The organism is Streptomyces sp. NPDC017246 (genome assembly GCF_044331325.1).
Lineage (GTDB): Bacteria > Actinomycetota > Actinomycetes > Streptomycetales > Streptomycetaceae > Streptomyces.
Window position 1 is genome coordinate 58909 of the sequence record NZ_JBIRMW010000025.1, and the last position, 19225, is coordinate 78133.

Annotated in this window: 18 protein-coding genes; 12 read left to right on the plus strand and 6 right to left on the minus strand. The window is 71.8% G+C overall.

Annotation, left to right across the window (positions count from 1 at the left end; genetic code table 11):
* Nucleotides 1-112 precede the first annotated feature (112 nt).
* On the minus strand, nt 113-820 hold the full coding sequence (locus ACH4MY_RS36570) for a helix-turn-helix domain-containing protein (protein WP_398008920.1): 708 nt from the start codon (nt 818-820) through the stop codon (nt 113-115).
* The gene (locus ACH4MY_RS36575) at nt 820-1719 is read right to left on the minus strand and encodes a universal stress protein (RefSeq protein WP_398008921.1); all 900 of its coding nucleotides are present in this window, start codon (nt 1717-1719) and stop codon (nt 820-822) included. The genes ACH4MY_RS36570 and ACH4MY_RS36575 overlap by 1 nt, the downstream gene beginning before the upstream one ends.
* A gap of 373 nt (nt 1720-2092) precedes the next feature.
* On the opposite strand from ACH4MY_RS36575, the gene ACH4MY_RS36580 reads away from it, so the two are divergent.
* Entirely contained in the window at nt 2093-2692 is a 600-nt protein-coding gene (locus ACH4MY_RS36580) for a CBS domain-containing protein (RefSeq protein ID WP_398008923.1), read from the plus strand.
* On the opposite strand, the gene ACH4MY_RS36585 is transcribed toward ACH4MY_RS36580, so the two are convergent.
* Nucleotides 2679-3038: a DUF1918 domain-containing protein gene (locus tag ACH4MY_RS36585; protein ID WP_398008925.1), complete on the minus strand. Its 360-nt coding sequence runs from the start codon at nt 3036-3038 to the stop codon at nt 2679-2681. The genes ACH4MY_RS36580 and ACH4MY_RS36585 overlap by 14 nt on opposite strands.
* Before the next feature lie 123 nt (nt 3039-3161).
* Between ACH4MY_RS36585 and ACH4MY_RS36590 the strand changes: the two genes are divergently transcribed.
* The 8 genes from ACH4MY_RS36590 to ACH4MY_RS36625 are packed head-to-tail and all read left to right on the plus strand — an operon-like array spanning nt 3162 to nt 10911.
* Complete coding sequence (locus ACH4MY_RS36590) at nt 3162-3839, plus strand: CBS domain-containing protein (RefSeq protein ID WP_398008926.1); 678 nt, start codon at nt 3162-3164, stop codon at nt 3837-3839.
* Entirely contained in the window at nt 3836-5638 is a 1803-nt protein-coding gene (gene acsA, locus ACH4MY_RS36595; protein WP_398008928.1) for an acetate--CoA ligase, read from the plus strand. Before ACH4MY_RS36590 ends, acsA begins: the two co-directional genes overlap by 4 nt.
* Nucleotides 5638-6702 carry a pyruvate dehydrogenase (acetyl-transferring) E1 component subunit alpha gene (pdhA, locus tag ACH4MY_RS36600; RefSeq protein WP_398008930.1) on the plus strand — a complete coding sequence of 355 codons (1065 nt, stop codon included), beginning with the start codon at nt 5638-5640 and terminating at the stop codon, nt 6700-6702. Before acsA ends, pdhA begins: the two co-directional genes overlap by 1 nt.
* Nucleotides 6699-7709, plus strand: coding sequence for an alpha-ketoacid dehydrogenase subunit beta (locus ACH4MY_RS36605; protein WP_398008932.1), 1011 nt, complete (start codon nt 6699-6701; stop codon nt 7707-7709). The genes pdhA and ACH4MY_RS36605 overlap by 4 nt, the downstream gene beginning before the upstream one ends.
* 1 nt (nt 7710) lies before the next feature.
* Nucleotides 7711-9111, plus strand: coding sequence for a dihydrolipoamide acetyltransferase family protein (locus ACH4MY_RS36610; RefSeq protein WP_398008934.1), 1401 nt, complete (start codon nt 7711-7713; stop codon nt 9109-9111).
* On the plus strand, nt 9108-9377 hold the full coding sequence (locus tag ACH4MY_RS36615) for a phosphopantetheine-binding protein (RefSeq protein ID WP_398008936.1): 270 nt from the start codon (nt 9108-9110) through the stop codon (nt 9375-9377). The genes ACH4MY_RS36610 and ACH4MY_RS36615 overlap by 4 nt, the downstream gene beginning before the upstream one ends.
* Entirely contained in the window at nt 9377-10057 is a 681-nt protein-coding gene (locus ACH4MY_RS36620; protein ID WP_398008937.1) for a CBS domain-containing protein, read from the plus strand. Before ACH4MY_RS36615 ends, ACH4MY_RS36620 begins: the two co-directional genes overlap by 1 nt.
* The gene (locus ACH4MY_RS36625) at nt 10054-10911 is read left to right on the plus strand and encodes a universal stress protein (RefSeq protein WP_398008939.1); all 858 of its coding nucleotides are present in this window, start codon (nt 10054-10056) and stop codon (nt 10909-10911) included. Before ACH4MY_RS36620 ends, ACH4MY_RS36625 begins: the two co-directional genes overlap by 4 nt.
* A 10-nt stretch (nt 10912-10921) precedes the next feature.
* Here ACH4MY_RS36625 and fdhF read toward each other — a convergent pair whose 3' ends face one another.
* The 3 genes from fdhF to ACH4MY_RS36640 are packed head-to-tail and all read right to left on the minus strand — an operon-like array spanning nt 10922 to nt 15617.
* Complete coding sequence (fdhF, locus tag ACH4MY_RS36630) at nt 10922-13615, minus strand: formate dehydrogenase subunit alpha (protein WP_398008941.1); 2694 nt, start codon at nt 13613-13615, stop codon at nt 10922-10924.
* Nucleotides 13612-15306, minus strand: a complete 1695-nt coding sequence (locus ACH4MY_RS36635; RefSeq protein ID WP_398008943.1) for an NADH-ubiquinone oxidoreductase-F iron-sulfur binding region domain-containing protein — start codon at nt 15304-15306, stop codon at nt 13612-13614. The genes fdhF and ACH4MY_RS36635 overlap by 4 nt, the downstream gene beginning before the upstream one ends.
* A gap of 53 nt (nt 15307-15359) precedes the next feature.
* Entirely contained in the window at nt 15360-15617 is a 258-nt protein-coding gene (locus ACH4MY_RS36640; RefSeq protein ID WP_398008945.1) for an SHOCT domain-containing protein, read from the minus strand.
* Between the two features lie 294 nt (nt 15618-15911).
* On the opposite strand from ACH4MY_RS36640, the gene ACH4MY_RS36645 reads away from it, so the two are divergent.
* The 3 genes from ACH4MY_RS36645 to ACH4MY_RS36655 all read left to right on the plus strand — a co-directional run.
* The gene (locus ACH4MY_RS36645) at nt 15912-17072 is read left to right on the plus strand and encodes a nitrate/nitrite transporter (protein WP_398008947.1); all 1161 of its coding nucleotides are present in this window, start codon (nt 15912-15914) and stop codon (nt 17070-17072) included.
* A gap of 111 nt (nt 17073-17183) precedes the next feature.
* Nucleotides 17184-17930 (plus strand): ABC transporter ATP-binding protein, encoded by a 747-nt coding sequence (locus tag ACH4MY_RS36650; RefSeq protein ID WP_398008949.1) that lies wholly within the window; start codon nt 17184-17186, stop codon nt 17928-17930.
* 2 nt (nt 17931-17932) lie between these two features.
* Nucleotides 17933-19225 (plus strand): ABC transporter permease (locus ACH4MY_RS36655; RefSeq protein ID WP_398008951.1); only part of this gene is annotated, 1293 nt, incomplete at its 3' end.

Consider the following 19225-nt stretch of genomic DNA (forward strand, 5'->3'; position numbering starts at 1 on the left):
CCTCCGTGAAGAGAAGCCCCGACTCCACGGTGAGCCCGGGGCGCGTTCAGGTCCTCCGAGCCGACGAACGCGATCGCCGACGCCTGCTCACTCAGCGGCCCCTGACGGCGCGTCACTCAGCGGCCCCTGACGGCGCGCCGGGCGCGCCCGGCACCTGGATGCGCCGTCCGGTCACCCGGCGCGGCGAGAGCGTCACCACGGTCTCCCGCCCGTCCCCAGCCCACGGCGCCGAGTGGACGGCATCCTTGATTCTCTGCACCTCGGTCTCCTCCGACACCGTGCGTGCCTGACCGACAAGGAGGACGCTCCAGCCCTGACTGAAGGCTTCGTCCAGGTGGTCCTCCTCGAAGGCGACCTCCGCCCCGGACGCCGAGGCGCGCGCGAGGGTCGAGTCCGCAGCAGTCATGAAGACCACACTCCCGTCGACGACCTGGTAGTTCACGGGGAACACCATCAGCCCGTCCCGTCCTTCGACGGCGACCCGGCCGACCCCGTGCCCGTCGAGCAGCTCCCAGCACTCGGCCTCGCCGATCTCCTCCATCCGTGCCCGGTACCCGGCGCGGGCTCCTCCGGGTGCGAGGTCCGCCGTGTACCCGGTGAGATCCTGGACGGTGGTCTCCAGGGCGTTCGCGAGCCGGACGAGGAACTCGATCCCCGGGGTGGGCACCTGCTCCTCCACGTAGGCGATGTAGCCGGGCGTCGAGCCGGCTCGTTCGGCCACGTCCTCCCAGGACAGGCCGAGTCGGGTGCGCCTGGCCTCGACGCGGCGGCCGAGGTCGCTCGTGGCGCGCGAGGCGCGCGGGTCACCGTCCGTGTTCATCACCCGTCTCCTTCCGTGGTCTCCGGGCGCTGCTGGGGTACGACGGCGACCGGACACGAAGCGTGGTGCAGGGCGCGGTGGGCGACCCTGCCGAGCTCCAGGCCGACGAGACCGTCGCGGCGCCGCGCACCGACGACCAGCAGGTCGGAGGCGGCGGAGCGCTCGGTCAGGACCTTGTGGGCGGGGCCCTCCACCGTGCTCCTGCGCAGGCGCACCTGGGGATGTTCGGACGCCGCGGTCTCAAGGGCCTTGTCGAGCAGTTCGGAGGACCCTTCCGTGAAGTAGGCCGCCCCGGCGCGCCTCATCAGCAGGTGGTCGGCCGGTTCATGGGCCGGCCGTTGCCAGGTGCGGACGACGTCGAGTTCGGCGTCCCGGACGGCTGCCTCGCGGAAGGCGAAGCGCACGGCCGGCGAGTCGACGTCGTGCTCTCCGATGCCGAGCAGGACGCGCCCGTGGTGTGCTTCGAGGGCTTGCCGGTGTCCCCGGACGACGACGACCGGGCAGTGGGCCCGGGCTGCCACGACGAGGCCGACGGATCCGAGCAGAAGGTCGGCGAGTTCGCCGCGTCCGCGGGATCCGACGACGAGGATCGTGCCCTCCCGGCCCTCCCCGAGGAGCGCGGTGGACGCGTCCTGGGCGAGGACGTCGGTAGTGAGGGAGAGGCCGGGTGCCCGGCGCCGGGCGCGTTCGGCCGCGGTGCCGACGATGTTCTCGGCGAGGACCTGGCCCGAGGGTCGGTCCGTGGTCCCGGCCGGCACGACTCCTTCGTAGTGTTCCCACAGGGAGGCATGGACGATGCGCAGGGGAAGCGCGTGCCGTACCGCTTCGTCGACGGCCCAGTCCAAGGCCGTGAGACTGGCGTCGGACCCGTCGACTCCTACCACCAGGGGCGATTCCATCGTGCCCACCGCCTTTCCGGGTCGCGAGGTGGCCTGCTGCCACGCTCGCACCGCACTGGAGTGACGGGGTAGGGCCGGTCGGTCCCAGGCCCCGGACCGCCCGGACCGCGTACGGAGGCGGCGCGGCGACACGACGGGAGGAGGGGCCCATCCGCTTCTCGCGGATCCTGATCGCGTGGTGCGCGGCCCGGAAGCCGCGTCCCCGCGTCCCTCTGGCGGGCCCCCTCCTCACTTTCAGGAAAGCATCGGCAGGCGGTCCGTGCCAGTGCTGCCCGGGTCCCGACGTGCCCCTTTCGGCCCTTGTCGTCCGCCGCCCGGCGGCGAAACCCTCGCAGCAACAGGACTCAGGGCGCAGACGTACCGGAGGCCGGTCATGAAGCACCCTCGTACCGTCGACGACGTGATGACCCATGCGGTGGTCTCCGCCAGGCTCGACGCACCGGTCAAGGAGATCGTCCGGTCTATGCGGCGCTGGGGCGTGAGCGCGGTCCCCGTGCTGTCGGCCCAGGGACGAGTGGTCGGCGTGGTGTCCGAGGCGGACGTACTCGGCAAGGTTCCGGGAGGGGCCCGGGACGACGCGGGATCGGTGACGGCGGGCAGCCTGATGTCGGCTCCGCCCGTCACCGTTCCGCGCGATGCCACGATCGCCGGGGCCGCGCGGCTGATGGCGCAGGGCCACCTCAAGCGGCTTCCCGTGGTGGACGAGGACGGCCGCCCGGTGGGTGTCGTCAGCCGGGGCGATCTGCTCAAGGTCTACCTTCGCTCCGACTCCGAACTCGCCGAGGACGTGCGCCACGAGCTCCTCACGCACCTGATCCCCGAAGGTGACGCGGCACTGACTGTACGGGTCCAGAACGGCGCGGTGACGCTCGCCGGACGCCTGCCACAGTCCGTTCCGGCGGATCTGGCCCTGCGCCTGACCCGGGCGGTGCCCGGTGTGGTGGCCGCGACGGCGGAATTCACGACCGCGTAGCAGCCTTCCCGGGTCCGGCCTCTCTCGTGCCGTGCGGCGGAAAGTGCTGGACGCGCGCGTCCGGGCCCGGGAACACCTCGGTGACCCGTCCCGTGTCCGCCCATCGGACATCGAAGGGCGGAGTGCCGTCCGGGTGGTGGAGCCCGACGATCTCACCGTCACGTCCCTCGTCCCCGACCGTGGCACCGCCCACGATCAGCCGGTCGCCGACGCGAGCCCACAACCCGGCGCGGGGCTTCTCCTGACCTTCTCGTGCTCCGGTCGCGGTCATGGTTCTCGCCTCCCGGCACGAGCGCCCTGCCACGGTTCTCCCGGGACAGGCTCTCTCCTCTTCTCCACCGTGCATCCTGGCCGGCCGGCCTCCGTAGGGGCCGAAAGTCCCGGAAGGGGACCGTTCGGCACTGCCCCGGGTGAGCTGCGCGCAGCAGAGTGAGACCTGGGCGGCCCCGTCTCCCGAAGGAGGACCGTCATGCAGCACCGCACGGTTTTCGAGGTGATGACCCACGATGTGGTCACCGCGGCCCCAGAGACCCCGTTCAAGCAGATTGCCCGGCTCTTCGCCGACCACGATGTCTCGGCGGTCCCGGTCGTCGACTCCGACCGACGCCTGCTCGGAGTGGTCTCGGAGGCCGACCTGCTGCGGGCCACCGCCGAGCTCCCGGACCTGGAGGGCCGTTGGGCCGGCGTCCGGCTGCTGTCGCAGGAGCGAGGGCTGCCCGACGCGGAGACGGCCGCCCAACTGATGACCTCGCCTGCCCTCACGGCACAGGCGAACTGGAATCTCGTCGAGACGGCCCGGACGATGCAGCGCAAGGCCGTGAAGAGACTGCCCGTGACCGACGAGACCGGTCGACTCGTCGGGATCATCAGCCGCAGCGACCTGCTGCGGCCCTTCCTGCGCAGCGACACCGCGATCCGTGACGAGATCGAGCACGACGTCCTGGCCGACACTCTGCGCCTGGCCCCCGACACGATCCGTGTGACCGTCGACGACGGAGTCGTCGGGCTGACGGGCCGGGTCGCCGAGCGGGCCGACATCCGCGTGATCGTGCGGCTCTGCCGTTCGGTCGACGGAGTCGTCGCCCTGCACGAATCGATCGAGTACGCCTACGACAACCTCGCGCTCGACGTGGAGCCACCGCGATGAACGCCCTGTGGGTCGCACCGGTCATGCCCGACTACGACAGCGCCCGGGCCGTCTTCTCCTGGCGACGGGAACGGTCCCGGCTCGCCGGACTGCCGGACGGCGGCATCAACATCGGGTACGAGGCCGTCGACCGGCACCTGCGCGAGGGCCACGGCGAACACGTCGCGCTTCGCTGCGTCGCCCGCGACGGATCCGTCCAGACGGTCACCTTCGCCCGGCTCGCGGCCGAGAGCTCCCGCTTCGCGCACGCGCTGGAGACGCTCGGCCTGGAACGCGGCGAGCGGGTGTTCACCCTCCTCGGCCGCCGGTTCGAGCTGTACAGCACCGTCCTCGGAGCGCTGCGGGCCGGACGAGTCCTGTGTCCCCTGTTCAGCGCCTTCGGTCCCGAACCCGTCGCACTGCGCATGAAGCTGGGAAACGCCCGGGCGCTGGTCACGACCCGGGAGCTGTACGAACGCAAGGTGGCCCCGGTACGGTCCCGTCTTCCGCACCTGCGGCACGTTCTGCTTCTCGACCCCGGGTCCGACCCGCCCCCGGACACCCTCTCCTTCCCCGCTCTCACGGCCGCCGCGCCGGACGCGTACACAGTGGGTCCGACCGATCCGGCGGAGCCGGCGCTGTTGCACTTCACCAGCGGCACGACGGGCACCCCCAAGGGCGCGGTACACGTGCACGAGGCGGTCCTCGCCCATCACGTCACCGCCGCCTACGCTCTGGACCTGCACGAGGGCGACGTCTTCTGGTGCACGGCCGACCCCGGCTGGGTCACCGGCATGTCGTACGGGATCATCGCCCCGCTCACCCACGGCGTGACGACCGTCGTCGACGAAGGGGACTTCGCCCCCGCTCGCTGGTACGGGATCCTCGCCGACCAGCACGTCACCGTCTGGTACACCGCTCCCACCGCGCTCCGCATGCTCATGCGGGCCGCACCACGCGGCGGCGAGCCGACTCCCGCCGAGCGTCACGACCTCTCTTCGCTCCGGTTCGTCGCGAGTGTCGGTGAGCCCCTCAATCCCGAGGCCGTGCACTGGGGCCGGGAGGCGCTGGGGCTACCGGTCCACGACACCTGGTGGCAGACCGAGACGGGTGCCATCATGATCGCCAACTTTGCGGCCGATCCGGTGCGGCCCGGTTCGATGGGCCGCCCACTCCCCGGTGTCGAGGCCGCCGTACTGGCGTGCGGCGAGGACGGCCGGGCTGCCATCACAGACGGGCGGGTCCGCGTCCTCCGGGAGCCGGGTGCCCAGGGCGAGCTCGCCCTGCGGGCGGGCTGGCCGTCGATGTTCAGGGCCTATCTCCACGAGCCACGCCGTTACGAGGCGTGCTTCGCCGACAGCTGGTACCTGACCGGCGATCTCGTCAGCCGTGACACCGGCGGCTGGTACTGGTTCGTGGGCCGCGCCGACGACGTCATCAAGTCCGCGGGGCACCTCATCGGGCCGTTCGAGGTGGAGAGCGCGCTCATGGAGCATCCGGCGGTCGCCGAAGCCGGTGTCATCGGACGCCCCGACCCGCTGGCCGGCGCGATCGTCAAGGCGTTCGTGCTGCCGCGCCCCGAGTATCCGCCCGACGCCGGTCTACGGCGCGACGTGATGGCGTTCGCCCGCCGGCGCCTCGGACCGGCCGTCGCCCCCCGGGAGATCGAGTTCGTCGAGGATCTGCCCCACACCCGCAGCGGAAAGGTGATGCGCCGCCTGCTGCGGGCCCGCGAACTGGGCTTGCCGGAAGGCGATGTGTCGACGCTGGAGACACCCGAACCGGCCGGGACGGCCGAGCCCTCCGAGAAGGAGCCGTGATGGCCACCGCACACGGCGGTACGTCCGCCGGGACACCGAAGACGAAGCGCCCCCGTCGCGCTCGTGGACCCGCGACGATCTCCCGCACTCCCGCGGCGGCCCACGACCTGGACCTGCTGCGGCAGATGCTGCTCATCCGGCGATTCGAGGAACGGTGCGTAGAGCTGTACAGCAACGCGGCGATCCGGGGCTTCGTCCACCTCTACATCGGCGAGGAGGCGGTGGCGGTCGGCGTCCACCAAGCGCTCGACGAGTCGGACGCGGTCGTCTCCACCTACCGCGAGCACGGCCACGCACTGGCCCGTGGGGTACCGCCCGAGGCCGTGATGGCGGAGATGTACGGGAAGAGCACCGGGTGCAGCCACGGCCGCGGCGGCTCCATGCACCTCTTCGACTCCGGCCGACGCTTCTACGGCGGCAACGCGATCGTGGGTGGCGGACTGCCGCTCGCGGCAGGTCTGGCACTCGCCGACCGGTTGCGCGGCGAGTCCCGGGTGACCTGCTGCTTCTTCGGTGACGGAGCCTTCGCCGAGGGCGAGTTCCACGAGACCGCCAACCTGACGGCGCTCTGGGGACTGCCCGTGCTCTTCGTCTGCGAGAACAACCTGTACGCGATGGGGACGGCCCTCGCCCGCGAACACGCCCAGACCGACCTGGCGATGCGGGCAGCGTCGTACGGCATGGCGGCCTGGGCCGTCGACGGCATGGACGTACACGCCGTGGAGAAAGCGGCACGCGGGGCGGTCGAGTCCATCCGCGCCGGCAGCGGACCTCACTTCCTGGAGATGCGGACGTATCGGTTCCGCGCGCACTCGATGTACGACCCGGACCGGTACCGGCCGAAGGAAGAGGTCGAGGAGTGGAAGCGACACGACCCGATCACAGGTCTCGCCGAGGGCATGCGTGGCTCCGGTCGCCTCGACACGGCCGCCCTGGAGGCCCTGGACCACGAGGTCGTGGAGAAGATCGGCCGAGCCGTCCAGGCGGCCGAACAGGCTCCCGAGGAGCCGGCCGAAGACCTGCTGCTCCATGTCACCGGCCGACACGAGGAGGCCTCGTCATGAGCACGCGGATGCGACCGGGGGCGCCTCCCGACAGCGGCACCACCACATACAGGGAGGCCCTGCGGGAGGCGATGCGCGAGGCCCTGACATCGGACGACCGCGTCTTCCTGATGGGCGAGGACGTGGGCCGCTACGGCGGCTGCTTCGGGGTGAGCCTCGGTCTCCTGGAGGAGTTCGGCCCGGAGCGAATCCGGGACACGCCTCTGTCGGAGTCCGCATTCGTCGGAGCCGGGATCGGCGCCGCGCTGGCCGGGCTGCGGCCGGTCGTGGAGATCATGACGGTCAACTTCAGCCTGCTGGCCCTCGACCAGATCCTCAACAACGCGGCCACCCTCAGGCACATGTCCGGCGGGCAGCTCGGTGTGCCGCTGGTCATCCGGATGACCACGGGCGCCGGACGGCAACTGGCCGCCCAGCACTCCCACAGTCTCGAGGTCTGGTACGCCCACATCCCCGGCCTCCGCGTCCTGGCGCCGGCGACGATCGACGACGCCCGCCACATGCTGTCGGCCGCACTCGCCGACCCCGACCCGGTGCTGCTCTTCGAGCACGGGAGCCTCTACAACACCGCCGGAACCCTCGATCCGTCGGTCCGAAGTGTCGACCTGGACCGCGCGGCGATCCGGCGAGAGGGCACCGACGTCACCGTCGTCGCCTACGGCGGTTGTGTGTCCAAGGCTCTCGAAGCAGCAGAGGCGATGGCGGGCGAGGGCATCAGCGCGGAGGTCGTCGACCTACGGACGCTGCGGCCCCTGGACGACGCCACGATCCTCGGCTCGGTCCGGCAAACCCACCGGGCCGTAGTGGTCGACGAGGGCTGGCGCAGCGGCAGTCTGTCCGCCGAGATCGAGTCGCGCATCTGCGAGCAGGCGTTCTTCGAACTCGACGCGCCCGTCGAACGGGTGTGCAGCGCAGAGGTCCCCATCCCCTACGCCCGTCAGTTGGAGGAGGCGGCACTCCCCCAGGTGGCCGGAATCGTGGCGGCGGCGCGGCGGGTGGTGAGCTGAGATGGCCGAGTTCACGATGCCCTCGCTGGGCGCCGACATGGACGAGGGCACGCTCTCCCAGTGGCTGGTGCACCCTGGCGACCAGGTGGCGCGGGGCGATGTCGTCGCAGTGGTCGAGACAGCGAAGTCAGCGATCGAGGTGGAGTGCTTCCAAAGCGGTACGGTCGACGCCCTCCTCGTCGACGAGGGCATCACCGTGCCCGTCGGCACCCCGCTGGCACGTATCGGCACGACCACCGAAGGCAAGCCGAAGCCGACCACAGACCGGCCCCCGTCGACGCCCCTGGTCCGCAGACTCGCCCAGGACCGGCACGTCGACATCGCCGCCGTCCACGGTTCGGGTCCGGGAGGAAGGATCACACGCGCGGACGTGGAACACGCGGAACCGGAAACTGCACGAGCACCGCAGCGCGGCAAGTCCGCCCGGCCCTCGGAGTCCAGTCGCACCGCGACCGGACGGCAGTCGGGCGCGGAGCCGGCGCGACGAAAGCCGATCGCATCCGGGACCGAGGCGAGGACCGCGCCGACGAAACGGTCGGCGAAGCCGGTGCACAGCGACGATTCGACCGGGAGGCGTCCCGCTCCACCACGCGTGAAGTCCTCACCGCTCGCGCGGCGGCTGGCCACGGAACTCGGCCTCGACCTCGCCGAGGTGACCGGCACGGGTCGAGGCGGCACCGTCCGCGCAGCGGATGTCCGTTCCGCCACAGCAGCCGGGGGCGCACCACCGCCGGCCGTCCCGGACGCGGCACGGGCGGCGACCGCCCGGCTCATGAGCCGGTCCAAGCGGGAGATCCCGCACTTCTACCTCTCCACGACCGTGGACATGGCGGCGGCCCTGGAATGGATGCATGCCCGCAACCGCGAACTGCCCTTGTCCGCCCGCCTGGTGCCCGCCGCGCTCATGCTCAAGGCGGTCGCACTGGCAGCGCGGAAGGTACCCGAGCTCAACGGGCACTGGGGCGACAGCGGGTTCGTCCCGGCGGAGGAGGTCCGGCTGGGTGTCGCCGTCTCCTTGCGGGGCGGTGGCCTTGCCGCCCCGGCCCTCGCCCACGCCGACGCGCTCTCCGTGGCCGAGGTGATGGCCGCGCTCAAGGACCTGGTGGCGCGGGCACGGGGCGGCGGGCTTCGCGCGTCCGAGACCGCCGACCCCAGTCTCACCGTCACGAACCTCGGCGATCAGGGTGTCGAGGCCGTGTTCGGTGTCGTCTACCCGCCACAGGTCGCGCTCGTCGGCTTCGGGCGGGTAGTCGAGCGGCCGGTGGCCGTGAACGGCCTGTTGGGAGTCCGTCCCGTGGTGACGGCGACACTCTCCGCCGACCACCGAGCCGCCGACGGCGCCACCGGCGCGCGCTTCCTGACCGTCATGGACCGGCTCCTGCAGCGACCGGAGGAACTGTGAACCACGACCAGGCAAAGGCGTTCGTCCGACAAGCCGTGCAGCGTGTCGTCCCCGACGCCGACTTCACCGGGCTCGATCCCGGCGTGTCCCTGCGGGACACGTTCGAGATGGATTCGCTGGACTTCCTCGAGTTCGTCGAAGCCCTCGCCGAACAGAGCGGCACGGAACTCACCGAGGACGACTATCCGGTCCTCGACACCTGGGACGGCTGCGCCGCTCGCCTGGCGGTCGGGGCAAGTGCGTCCGCACAAGGAAGGAGAGGGTGATGCGTCACCGCAGGATCGACCAGCTGATGACCCGTGATGTAGTGAGCGTCCGCGGCGACACCCCGTTCAAGGAGGTCGCCCGCACGCTCTCGCAGCACCAGGTGACCGCTGTGCCCGTGGTGGGCGGCGACGGCAGGGTCGTCGGGGTGGTGTCGGAGGGCGATCTGCTGCGCAAGACCGCTGACCAGGTCGCCACACCGGGTGGGCTGCCCGCCGTTCCAGGCCTGGAGGAGTGGGAACGGGCGAAGGCCGAGGGAACGCGCGCCGAAGAGCTGATGTCCGCCCCTGCGGTGTGTGCCCGCCCGGAGTGGACCGTGGCGGAGGCGGCACGACTGATGGAGGTCCAGGGGGTCAAACGCCTCGTCGTCGTCGACGGCGACGACCGGTTGGCGGGCATCGTGAGCCGCCGCGACCTGTTGGACATCTACCTCCGCGAGGACGAGGACATCCGCCTCGAGATCGTCGAGGACGTGCTGGGTGACACGCTGCGTCTTGATCCGACCGCGCTTGCCGTAGAGGTGCACGACGGGCGGGTGGAGCTCGGCGGGAGGCTTCCCTTCCGGGGCATGGTGCCGGCGATCGAGCGCATGTGCGCGACGGTGGACGGCGTGGTCTCCGTCTCCAGCACCCGTCTCGTCTACGACGTCGATGACACCGAACGAGGAGGTGGACGATCATGACGCGGAGCATCGTGGTCGGCCTGGACGGTACGGAACAAGCGAACGCCGCCGCGGAGTGGGCGGCGGAGGAGGCGCTGCTCCGCGGCGCGGACGTGCATCTGGTGCACGCTGAGGAGCCGGTGCCGGAGGCCGTTCTGTCGCTCGCGGAGTGGGAGTCCGAGGAACCATGGGCCAGGGAGATGATGGCGCGCACCGCCGGTGGACTGCGCGAGCGCCATCCCGGCCTGTCGGTGACCTCCCAGGTGCTGCCCTCGGGGCCCGTTCCGGGGCTGGTCGCCGCGGCTGAGGAGAGCGATCTGCTCGTGCTCGGCTCGCGGGCACTCGGCAGCGTGGCCGGCTACCTGCTCGGCTCGGTCGGCCTGACGGTCGCCGGTGTCGTCGCGCGCCCCGTTGTACTCGTACGGGCCGTCAGCCCGGGAAGCACTCCGCGGGGCCCCGTCGTGGTCGGGGCCGATGTGCGGCAGCCCGTGGACTCCGTGTTGGGCTTCGCCTTCGAGGAAGCCGCGCGACGGAACACCCAGGTCCTCGTCGTGTACGTACAGCAGCTCCCGCTGCACGCGGGAATGGGGCCCGCGATGGTCCCGGACTTCAGGCTTTCCATGGTGCCGGAGATCAAGCGTTCGGTGGAGGTCATGCTGGAGCCCTGGCGGGCGAAGTATCCCGACGTCGAGGCGGTCGCCCGCGTGGCGGTCGGATCGGCCGGACTCGAACTGGTGGCGGTCGCTTCGGAGGCCTCCCTCGTGGTGGTGGGCCGGCGAACCCGCCGTTCGACGCTCGGCGCACACATCGGCAGCGTGGCCCACGCCGTCCTGCACCACAGCCCGGTGCCCGTGGCGCTCGTTCCCCACGACTGATCGGTGCCGGTCAGTTCTGGGGCGCCGTCGGACGCAGCCGTACCGCCGTGACCTTGTACTCCGGACACGAGGTCACGGTGTCGGCGTGCTCCGAGGTGAGGGAGTTGACGCCGCTGGCCGGGAAGTGGAACGCACAGAAGACCTGCCCGGGGGCGAGTTCCGTCCCGACGCGGGCGACGAGTCGCGCCTGTCCGTGACGGCTCTCGACGGTGACCGGAGCGCCGTCCCGTACACCGAACCGGGCGGCGTCCTCCGCGGTCAGGTCCAGGCGGTCAGAGGCGTCGAGGAGCAGGTTGCCGCCGCGCCGTGTCATGCTCCCGGAGTTGTAGTGGGCCCATCGGCGACCGGTGACGAGCACCAGCGGATAGTCCTGGTCCGGCTCCTCGCCGGGAGGCAGATAGGGAGCCGCCGACAGGTGGGCGCGGCCGTCAGAAGTCGCGAACTCTGCAGCGTACAGGGTGCGTTCGCCCGGCCGGCCCGGCACGGGACAGGGCCAGGGCACAGCCCCCTCACGGTCGAGGCGCTCGTGCGAGAGACCCGCGAAGAGAGGCGTCACACGGCCGCACTCGGCGAGCGCGGCCGCTGGGGTGGAGCAGTCCAGGTCGGCATCGAGGGCCTCGGCGACCGCGTGCACGACCTCGAAGTCGGAGCGCGCCGAGCCCGGCGGAGTCACCGCCTGCCGTACGCGCTGGAAGCGTCGGTCGAAGTTGACGAAGGTCCCGTCCTTCTCCAGCCACGACGCCACGGGCAGGACGACATCGGCGTGGTGGGCGGTCTCCCCGAGGAACAGCTCGTTGACGACGACCAGCGGGCAGGCGTCGAGGGCCTCGGCGACACGCCGGCTGTCGGGGTCGGTCGCGCACACGTCCTCACCGATGATCCACAGCGCCCGCAGGCGGCCCTCCCGAGCCGCCGCGAACATCTCGGGGATGCGCATGCCGGGCCGCTCGGGGACCGGCCGGCCCCACACCACCTCGGCACGGGCGCGGGCCTCCGGGTCGGTGACCCGGCCGTAGCCCGGGAGCAGGTCGGGCAGGGCGCCCATGTCGGACGCGCCCTGGACGTTGTTCTGCCCACGCAGGGGGCTGATGCCGAACCCGCGGCCGGTGCCTCCGACGGCCCCGCGCAGGATGGGGAGGTTCGCAAGGGCCCGCACGCCGTCGGTTCCGTGCAGGTGCTCGGTGACACCGAGCCCGTACAGGACGGCCGGACGCTCGGCGCGGCCGTAGAGTCGGGCGGCCGTCCTGATGTCGCCGGCGGGGACGCCGGTGATCCCGGCGACCCTCTCGGGCGGGTAGTCGGCCAGCAGGTCGGCGAGTTCGTCCAGTCCGGTGGCGCGATCGCGGAGGAAGCCCGGGTCCGTCATGCCTTCGTCGACGAGGACGTGGGCAAGGCCGTGGAAGAGAGCGACGTTCGTTCCGGGGCGCGGACGCAGGTGCACGTCGGCATGGTGGGCGAGTCCGACAGTACGGGGGTCGGCCACGATCAGCGAGGCACCGGCAAGTGCCCGCTGGAGGAGGCGGGCGCCGACGACGGGGTGGGCTTCGACGGGATTGGCGCCGACGACCAGGAGGCAGTCGGCGGTCTCGACGTCGTCGAAGGGGTCGGTGCCGCCGGCGTGTCCGAAGGAGGCGGTGAGTCCCGCGGCGGAAGGCGCGTGACACAGGCGGGAGCAGTTGTCGACGTTGTTGGTGCCGATGACGGTCCGAAGGAGCTTCTGAACGAGGTAGTTCTCCTCGTTGGTGGCACGGGCGGAGGAGATCGCGGCGACCGCGTCGGGGCCGCCGTCCCGTACCGCCGCGCGCAGGCCGTCGGCGACCCGGGCGACCGCCTCGGCCCAACTCGCTTCCCTCAGAGCCCCGTTCTCGCGGACCAGGGGTTCGGTGAGACGTTCGACGGAGCCGAGGTATCCGTAGGCGAAGCGGCCTTTGACGCAGGCGTGGCCTCGGTTGACGGGCCCGTCCCGGGCGGGAAGCACGGCGGCGACGCGGTCCTCGCGGACGACGACGTCGAGGGCGCAGCCGACTCCGCAGTAGCCGCAGGTGGTCCGCACGCGGTCGGTGGGGGCTTGCCGCGAGGTGAGGCCCTGCCCGGGTCCCGGCTGGGTGATCGCTCCCGTCGGGCAGGTGTCGACGCAGCTGCCACAGGACACGCAGTCGGAGTCGGCCCAGGTGCCACCGGTCCCCGGGGCGACGACCGTGTCGGCACCGCGCCCGGTGAGGGTGAGTGCGAACGTGCCCTGGACATCCGCACACATGCGGACGCAGCGCCCGCACGCGATGCACAGGTCTTGGTCGAGATGGACGTACGGGTGGGTCTCGTCCCGCCCGCGCGCGAGGTCACCGGCTGCTGTGTCCGCAGGGATCTCCAAGTCCCGGCACACTCCGGCGAGTTCACTGTGTGCGCTGTCGGCAAGCGCGTGCGGCGGAAGCGCCGAGACGATCAGGCCGACCGCGTCCCGGCGCAGGTTCCGCACACCCTCGTCGGCGGTGTCGACGGTGAGGCCCGGCGTCACGGGCGTGACGCATGCGGCGACGGTCCGCCCGTCGGCGCGGACCAGGCAGGTCCGGCATGAGCCGACCGGCCGGAGACGGTCGTCGTGGCAGAGGGTGGGCAGTTCGGCTCCGGTGGCACGCACCGCGTCAAGCAGGGAGGACCCGGCGGGCAGTTCGACCGGAACGCCGTCGACCTGGAGCCGGGTCATCGGTCCCATCCTTCCAGTGCCGGCCCGTAGGCGCGGGCCAGGCTGCGGACGGCAGCGGGAACGCGGCGGCCGAACGCGCAGAGACTCGCCTCGCCCATCAGCCGTGCCAGACGTTCGTAGGTCTCCCCGGGCCCGCGTCGGCCCTGCGTGAGTTCGCCTCCTCGCCGGGTGCCGACCCGGCAGGGCGAACAGGCCCCGCAGCTCTCATCGGCGGCGAACTCCCAGATGTGCCGGAGCAGTTCGTGCGGATCGATGTCGGCGTCGAAGGCGACCATGCCGGCGTGGCCGAGGGCGGCGCCGCGCTCGGCGAGCGCTGCCGTGGTGAGCGGGACGCCGAGCGCGGTCCCGGCGAGGAAGCCGCCGAGGGGCCCTCCGATCTGAAGGACGACGAGCTCGTGGCCGCCCTTGAGTCCACCGCCGAACCGGGTGCAGATCTCGTCTACGGGGGTGCCGAGCTCGACCTCGTATGCGCCGGGCCGTGCGAAGCGCTCGGACAGGCACACCAGCTTGGTGCCGGTCTCGTCCCGTACTCCACGTCGTGCGTAGGCCGCGCCGCCGTGGGCGACGATCCAGGGCACGGCCGCGAGGGTCTCCACGTTGTTGACCACCGTCGGGCTGTCCCACAGGCCGTGGTCCGTGGGGTACGGGGGCCGCGGGCGCGCACAGCCGCGAGCCCCTTCCAGGCGGGCGATGAGGGCGGTCTCCTCGCCGGCGACATAGGAACCTGCTCCTTCGACGATCTCGACGAACGGCCACGGACCGGCTGCCTCGACGGAGGCGGGAAGGCATCCCGCCTCCGTCGCGCGCTCCACCGCCCGACGCAGCCGGGCCATGGCTCTCGGATACTCGGAGCGCACCAGGACGACCCCGCGCCGGGCACCGGAGGCGAAGCAGGCCAGGGCCAGTCCCGTGAGGACGCGATCGGGGTCCTCCTCCATGAGCAGCCGGTCGGCGTACGAGCCCGGGTCCCCCTCGTCCCCGTTGGCGATCACGACCGCGTCCGGTTTTCCCGCCGCTGCGGCCCACTTGTCCGCCACCGGGAATCCCGCGCCCCCTCGCCCGCGCAGTCCCGACGCGGCGATCTCCTCCCGTACGTCCTCGGGCCGCAGCTCGGCGACCGCCGCGCGCCACACGTCCCAGGCGGAGTGCCCTCCCACGATGCCGGCCAGCAGGATGGGCGCCCTGGTGGTGTCGGCCGTGGGGATGTCCGGCACACGTGGTTCCGTCCGCCGGCCGAGTTGATCGGCCAGGTCCGGGCCGGTACAGGGCAGGGTGCCGTCGAGGGCGGCGGGGCCCGCGTAGCAGTAGCCGAGGCAATGCACCGCCTGCAGCGAGGTCGAACGCGTCTCGTCGGCCGAGCCCGCCACCACTCCGAGTGCCCGTTCGACCTCCGCCAGGTGCTGTCCACCCCGCGCTGCGAAGCACGCCGTCGCGGTGCACACCCGCACGTGCCGCTCGCCGCGCGGGGCGGCGAGATCGGCGAAGAAGGTGGCGGGGCCGAGCCCCGCGGCGGCCGGCAGTCCGGCCGCCGCCGCGGCCCGGGGCGCCCACGCCTCCGGCCCTTCGACGGTGCCCGACCTGGCGCGTTCCAGCTCGGCCGGCAGCAGACCCTCAGGCCCTCCGTGCCGTGCGGTCAGCTCACGGAGCGCGTCTGGGAGTCTGCCCGGGTCCCCGGGCCTCGGACCGGTCATGTTCCCAGGGTGACCGGCCACGCTCCCGCTCGCATCCCGGTCGGTGATGGGGTTCACGGTTCCGCGCTGCGCAGGGCGGCCAGGCGCCGACGGTACTCCTCCTCCTCGATCTCACCACGCGCCAGTCGCTCGCCCAGGATCTGCTCGGCCGACGTGGCGGGCCGAGACTCCGACAGTCGTTCCGCAGGCCGGCCCAAGGTGCGGAAGAGCATCACCGCGACGGTGATGAGAAGGCCCCAGAACAGCACCATCCCTGCTGACATGGCGAACCAGCCCCATCCGTTCATGCCGTCGCCGTACCAGAACATCATCGTCACTCACACCTCCCAACGGCAGAACCGGCAGGAACCGGATGCCCCTGCCTCCGGCCTGTCCGCCACACCACCGTGCGCCGCCCCAGGATGCCCAGCACAGGGCCGTCCGGTCCCTGGCGGGGGGCCGGACGGGCAGGGAAGGGAACAAGCGGCCCCTGGAGCCGGGATCCCGACGGCCGGAGGGTGGGGAACAGCAGGCTCACGCCCGCCCATGCGGATCACTGCCGGGAGGCCACCATGGTCCGGGACTCGGGGATCCCACCAGTCGCGGACGCACCGCGACCGTGGCAGATGCTGTTCCTCGCCACCGTCGGGTTCACTCTCTGTTTCTGGGCGTGGGCGCTGTTGGGCCCACTCGGCCCGCGCCTCCGGGACGACCTGGGGCTCAGCTCCCTCGAGCAGTCGCTGGTGGTCGCCGTTCCGGTGGTGATCGGCGCGCTCGGCCGGATCCCGGCGGGGGCTCTGACGGACCGCTGGGGGGCACGCCGGGTCTTCCCCCTCGTCGCGGCCCTGACAATCGTCCCCGTTCTGTACCTGGGCCACCTGGCCGACTCGCTTGCCGAGGTGCTCGCAGGCGGCTTCCTCCTCGGGCTCGGGGGAACTGCCTTCGCCGTCGGTGTGCCCTTCGTCAACGCCTGGTACCCACCCGCACGGCGGGGCGTCGCCCTCGGGATCTTCGGGATCGGCACCGGAGGTACGGCCCTGTCGGCGTTCACCACGGTCCAGCTCGCCGACGCTGTCGGACGTTCCTTCCCCTTCGATCTCGTGGCCGGCTGCCTCGCCATGTACGCCGGGGCGGCCTGGTTCCTCCTCCGCGACAGGCCGGGGCGCGCGACGGCGGCGGGGTCGCTGTTCTCGCGCACGACATCGGCCATGCGCACAACGGCCACGTGGCAGTTGGCGTTCCTGTACGCCGTCTCCTTCGGCGGGTTCGTCGCGTTCAGCGTCTATCTTCCGACCTACCTCACCAGGGCCTACGAGCTGGGGCGCTCCGACGCGGCACTGAGGACCGCGGGATTCGTCGTCCTCGCCGTGGCAATGCGACCCGTGGGCGGCTGGCTGTCGGACCGTATCGGTCCCGTGCCCGTGCTGACGGTTTCGTACGGGCTCGTCTCCGTGTGTGCCCTGGTCGCGGCGTTCGAGGCCGGCCTGGTCCCCGTGGGGACGGCGGCCTTCTTCGGTATGGCCGCCGGCCTGGGCGCCGGGTCCGGGGCGGTCTTCGCGCTCGTGGCACGTCTGGTTCCGGCCGAGCGGGTCGGCTCGGTCACGGGAGTGGTCGGGGCGGCGGGCGGTCTCGGAGGCTTCTTCCCACCCCTCGTGATGGGAGCGGTCGACAGCGTCGCGCACGACTACACGTGGGGGTTCGTCCTCCTCGCCGTCACCGCGACGGGCGCCGGAACCCTGGCCGCCACCGCTGTCCGGCGACGTGCCCGGGCGAACGCGGATGCCTGACCGCGGCGGCGAGGCCGCTCCTTCGGACCTCGCGGTGACCCGGCGATTGGGCCTTTCGGCCCGCTTCCGGGCCTGGGTGGCCGTAGCCACCCGTTCCTTCCGGAGGTTGGTATGGGAGACATGAACGCCGACCGGGCACTCCTCGTCGCCACCGGGGTACGCAAGATCTACCGAACGGGCTCCGTCGAGGTCACCGCCCTGCTCGACCTGGATCTCGTCGTGCGCCACGGAGAGATGGTGGCGGTCATGGGGCCGTCCGGTTCCGGAAAGACCACGCTGCTGAACTGTCTGTCCGGGCTCGACGACATCGACGCCGGCAGGGTGGAGGTCGACGGCCACGACCTGTTCGCGATGTCGGACGGGGCGCGGACGGAGCACCGGGCCCACACCATGGGCTTCGTCTTCCAGGCGTTCAACCTCATCCCCGTCTTCTCCGCGGTGGAGAACGTCGAACTGCCCCTCCTGCTCGTGGGCACCCGGCCGCGCGAAGCCCGTCGCAGGGCGCTGGACATGCTCGACCGGGTGGACCTGGGCCACCGGGTCGAGCACCGGCCGAGCGAGCTGTCCGGGGGTGAACAACAGCGGGTGACCATCGCCCGCGCCCTGGCGGGACGCCCGGCCATCGTGTGGGCGGACGAACCGACGGGCAACCTCGACAGTGCGATGGCCGACCAGGTCATGGACCTGCTGTGCGAGCTCAACCAGGACGAGAGCCAGACGATCGTCCTGGTCACCCACGACAGCGCCATCGGCGCGCGTGTCCCACGGCTCATCCGGATGCACGACGGGCAGCTGGTCGACGACGTCCGCCAGACCGTCACCGCCCGAGCCCCGAGCCCCGACCTCCCCTTGGGCTGAGCATGTACCCGAACCTCCTCATCCCGCTGCTCACCGCCCTGGCGCTCGCCCTCGCGGCCCTGGTGCTGGTCGCCGTCCGGCAGCCGGTGTCACGGCGGCTGGCCTTCCGGCAGGTCGCCCGACGGCGCACCGAGGCAGCGCTGGTGATCGGCGGGTCGATGCTCGGAACGGCCATCGTCATCGGGGCCCTGGTCGTCGGCGACACCCTGAACTTCTCCGTACGGCAGGAGGCGTACCGGACCCTGGGGCCCGTGGACGAGCGCGTCGTAGCACCCCCCGGCCCGACAGGGCGCGCCGTGACGGAACGGCTGGCCGCCCTGGCGGGCGACCCCGACATCGACGGAGTACTGAACGCCCAGGCCACCCAGGCATCGGCTGTCAGCACCACCGACGACCGCACAGCTGCCGAGCCACGCGTCCTGGCCTGGCAGATGGACTTCGAGAAGGCGGCGCGCTTCGGCGCGGCGGGGGGCGACTCCGGTCTCGGCGGACCGAATCCGAAGCCAGGACAGGTCGTGGTCAACGAGCCGCTGGCCCGGTCCCTGAGTGTGAAGGCTGGGGACCCGGTCACGCTGTACCTGTTCGGAGTTCCGGGGACGTACCGGGTCGAGCGTGTGCTGCCGGAAGAAGGGCTGGCCGGTGTGGGCCTCGGTGGCAGGCTGAACCGCGACGCGTTCCTGGCGCCAGGGACCCTGGGCTCCGCCGCCCGGGCTGCCGGTGCGGAACCACGCTCGGTCACCTTCGTCTCCAACCGAGGCGGCGTCGAGAGCGGCGAAGCCCTGACCGACCAGGTGACAGCCGACATCCGGCAGGCTCTGGGCCCCCTCGCCGGGCAGACGGAGATCGAGACGCCAAAGCAGACGGTCCTGCGCGACGCGAAGCAGGCCGGGGACTCCCTCGGCGCACTGTTCCTCATGATCGGCAGTTTCAGCATCATCGCCGGCGCACTGCTCCTGGTGAACATCTTCGTGATGCTCGGCGAGGAGCGGAAGTCCCAGATGGGCATGGTGCGGGCCGTGGGGATGAAGCGCTCGCGGCTCGTCGGGTCCTTCACACTCGAAGGCGCGACCTACGCGTTGCTGTCCGCACTGCCGGGCGTGGCCATCGGGGTCGCGGTCGGCTGGGGCGTCGCCGTGGTGGCCGCGCGGATCTTCCAGGGCTGGTCGGTCGGCGGGAGCAGCATCCGCATCGCGTTCGCCGTCACCCCCACAAGCGTCCTCAACGGACTGGCCATGGGCCTGCTCATCGCCTTCGCCGCCATCCTGGCCACCAGCGTGCGCATCAGCAGGTTCAAC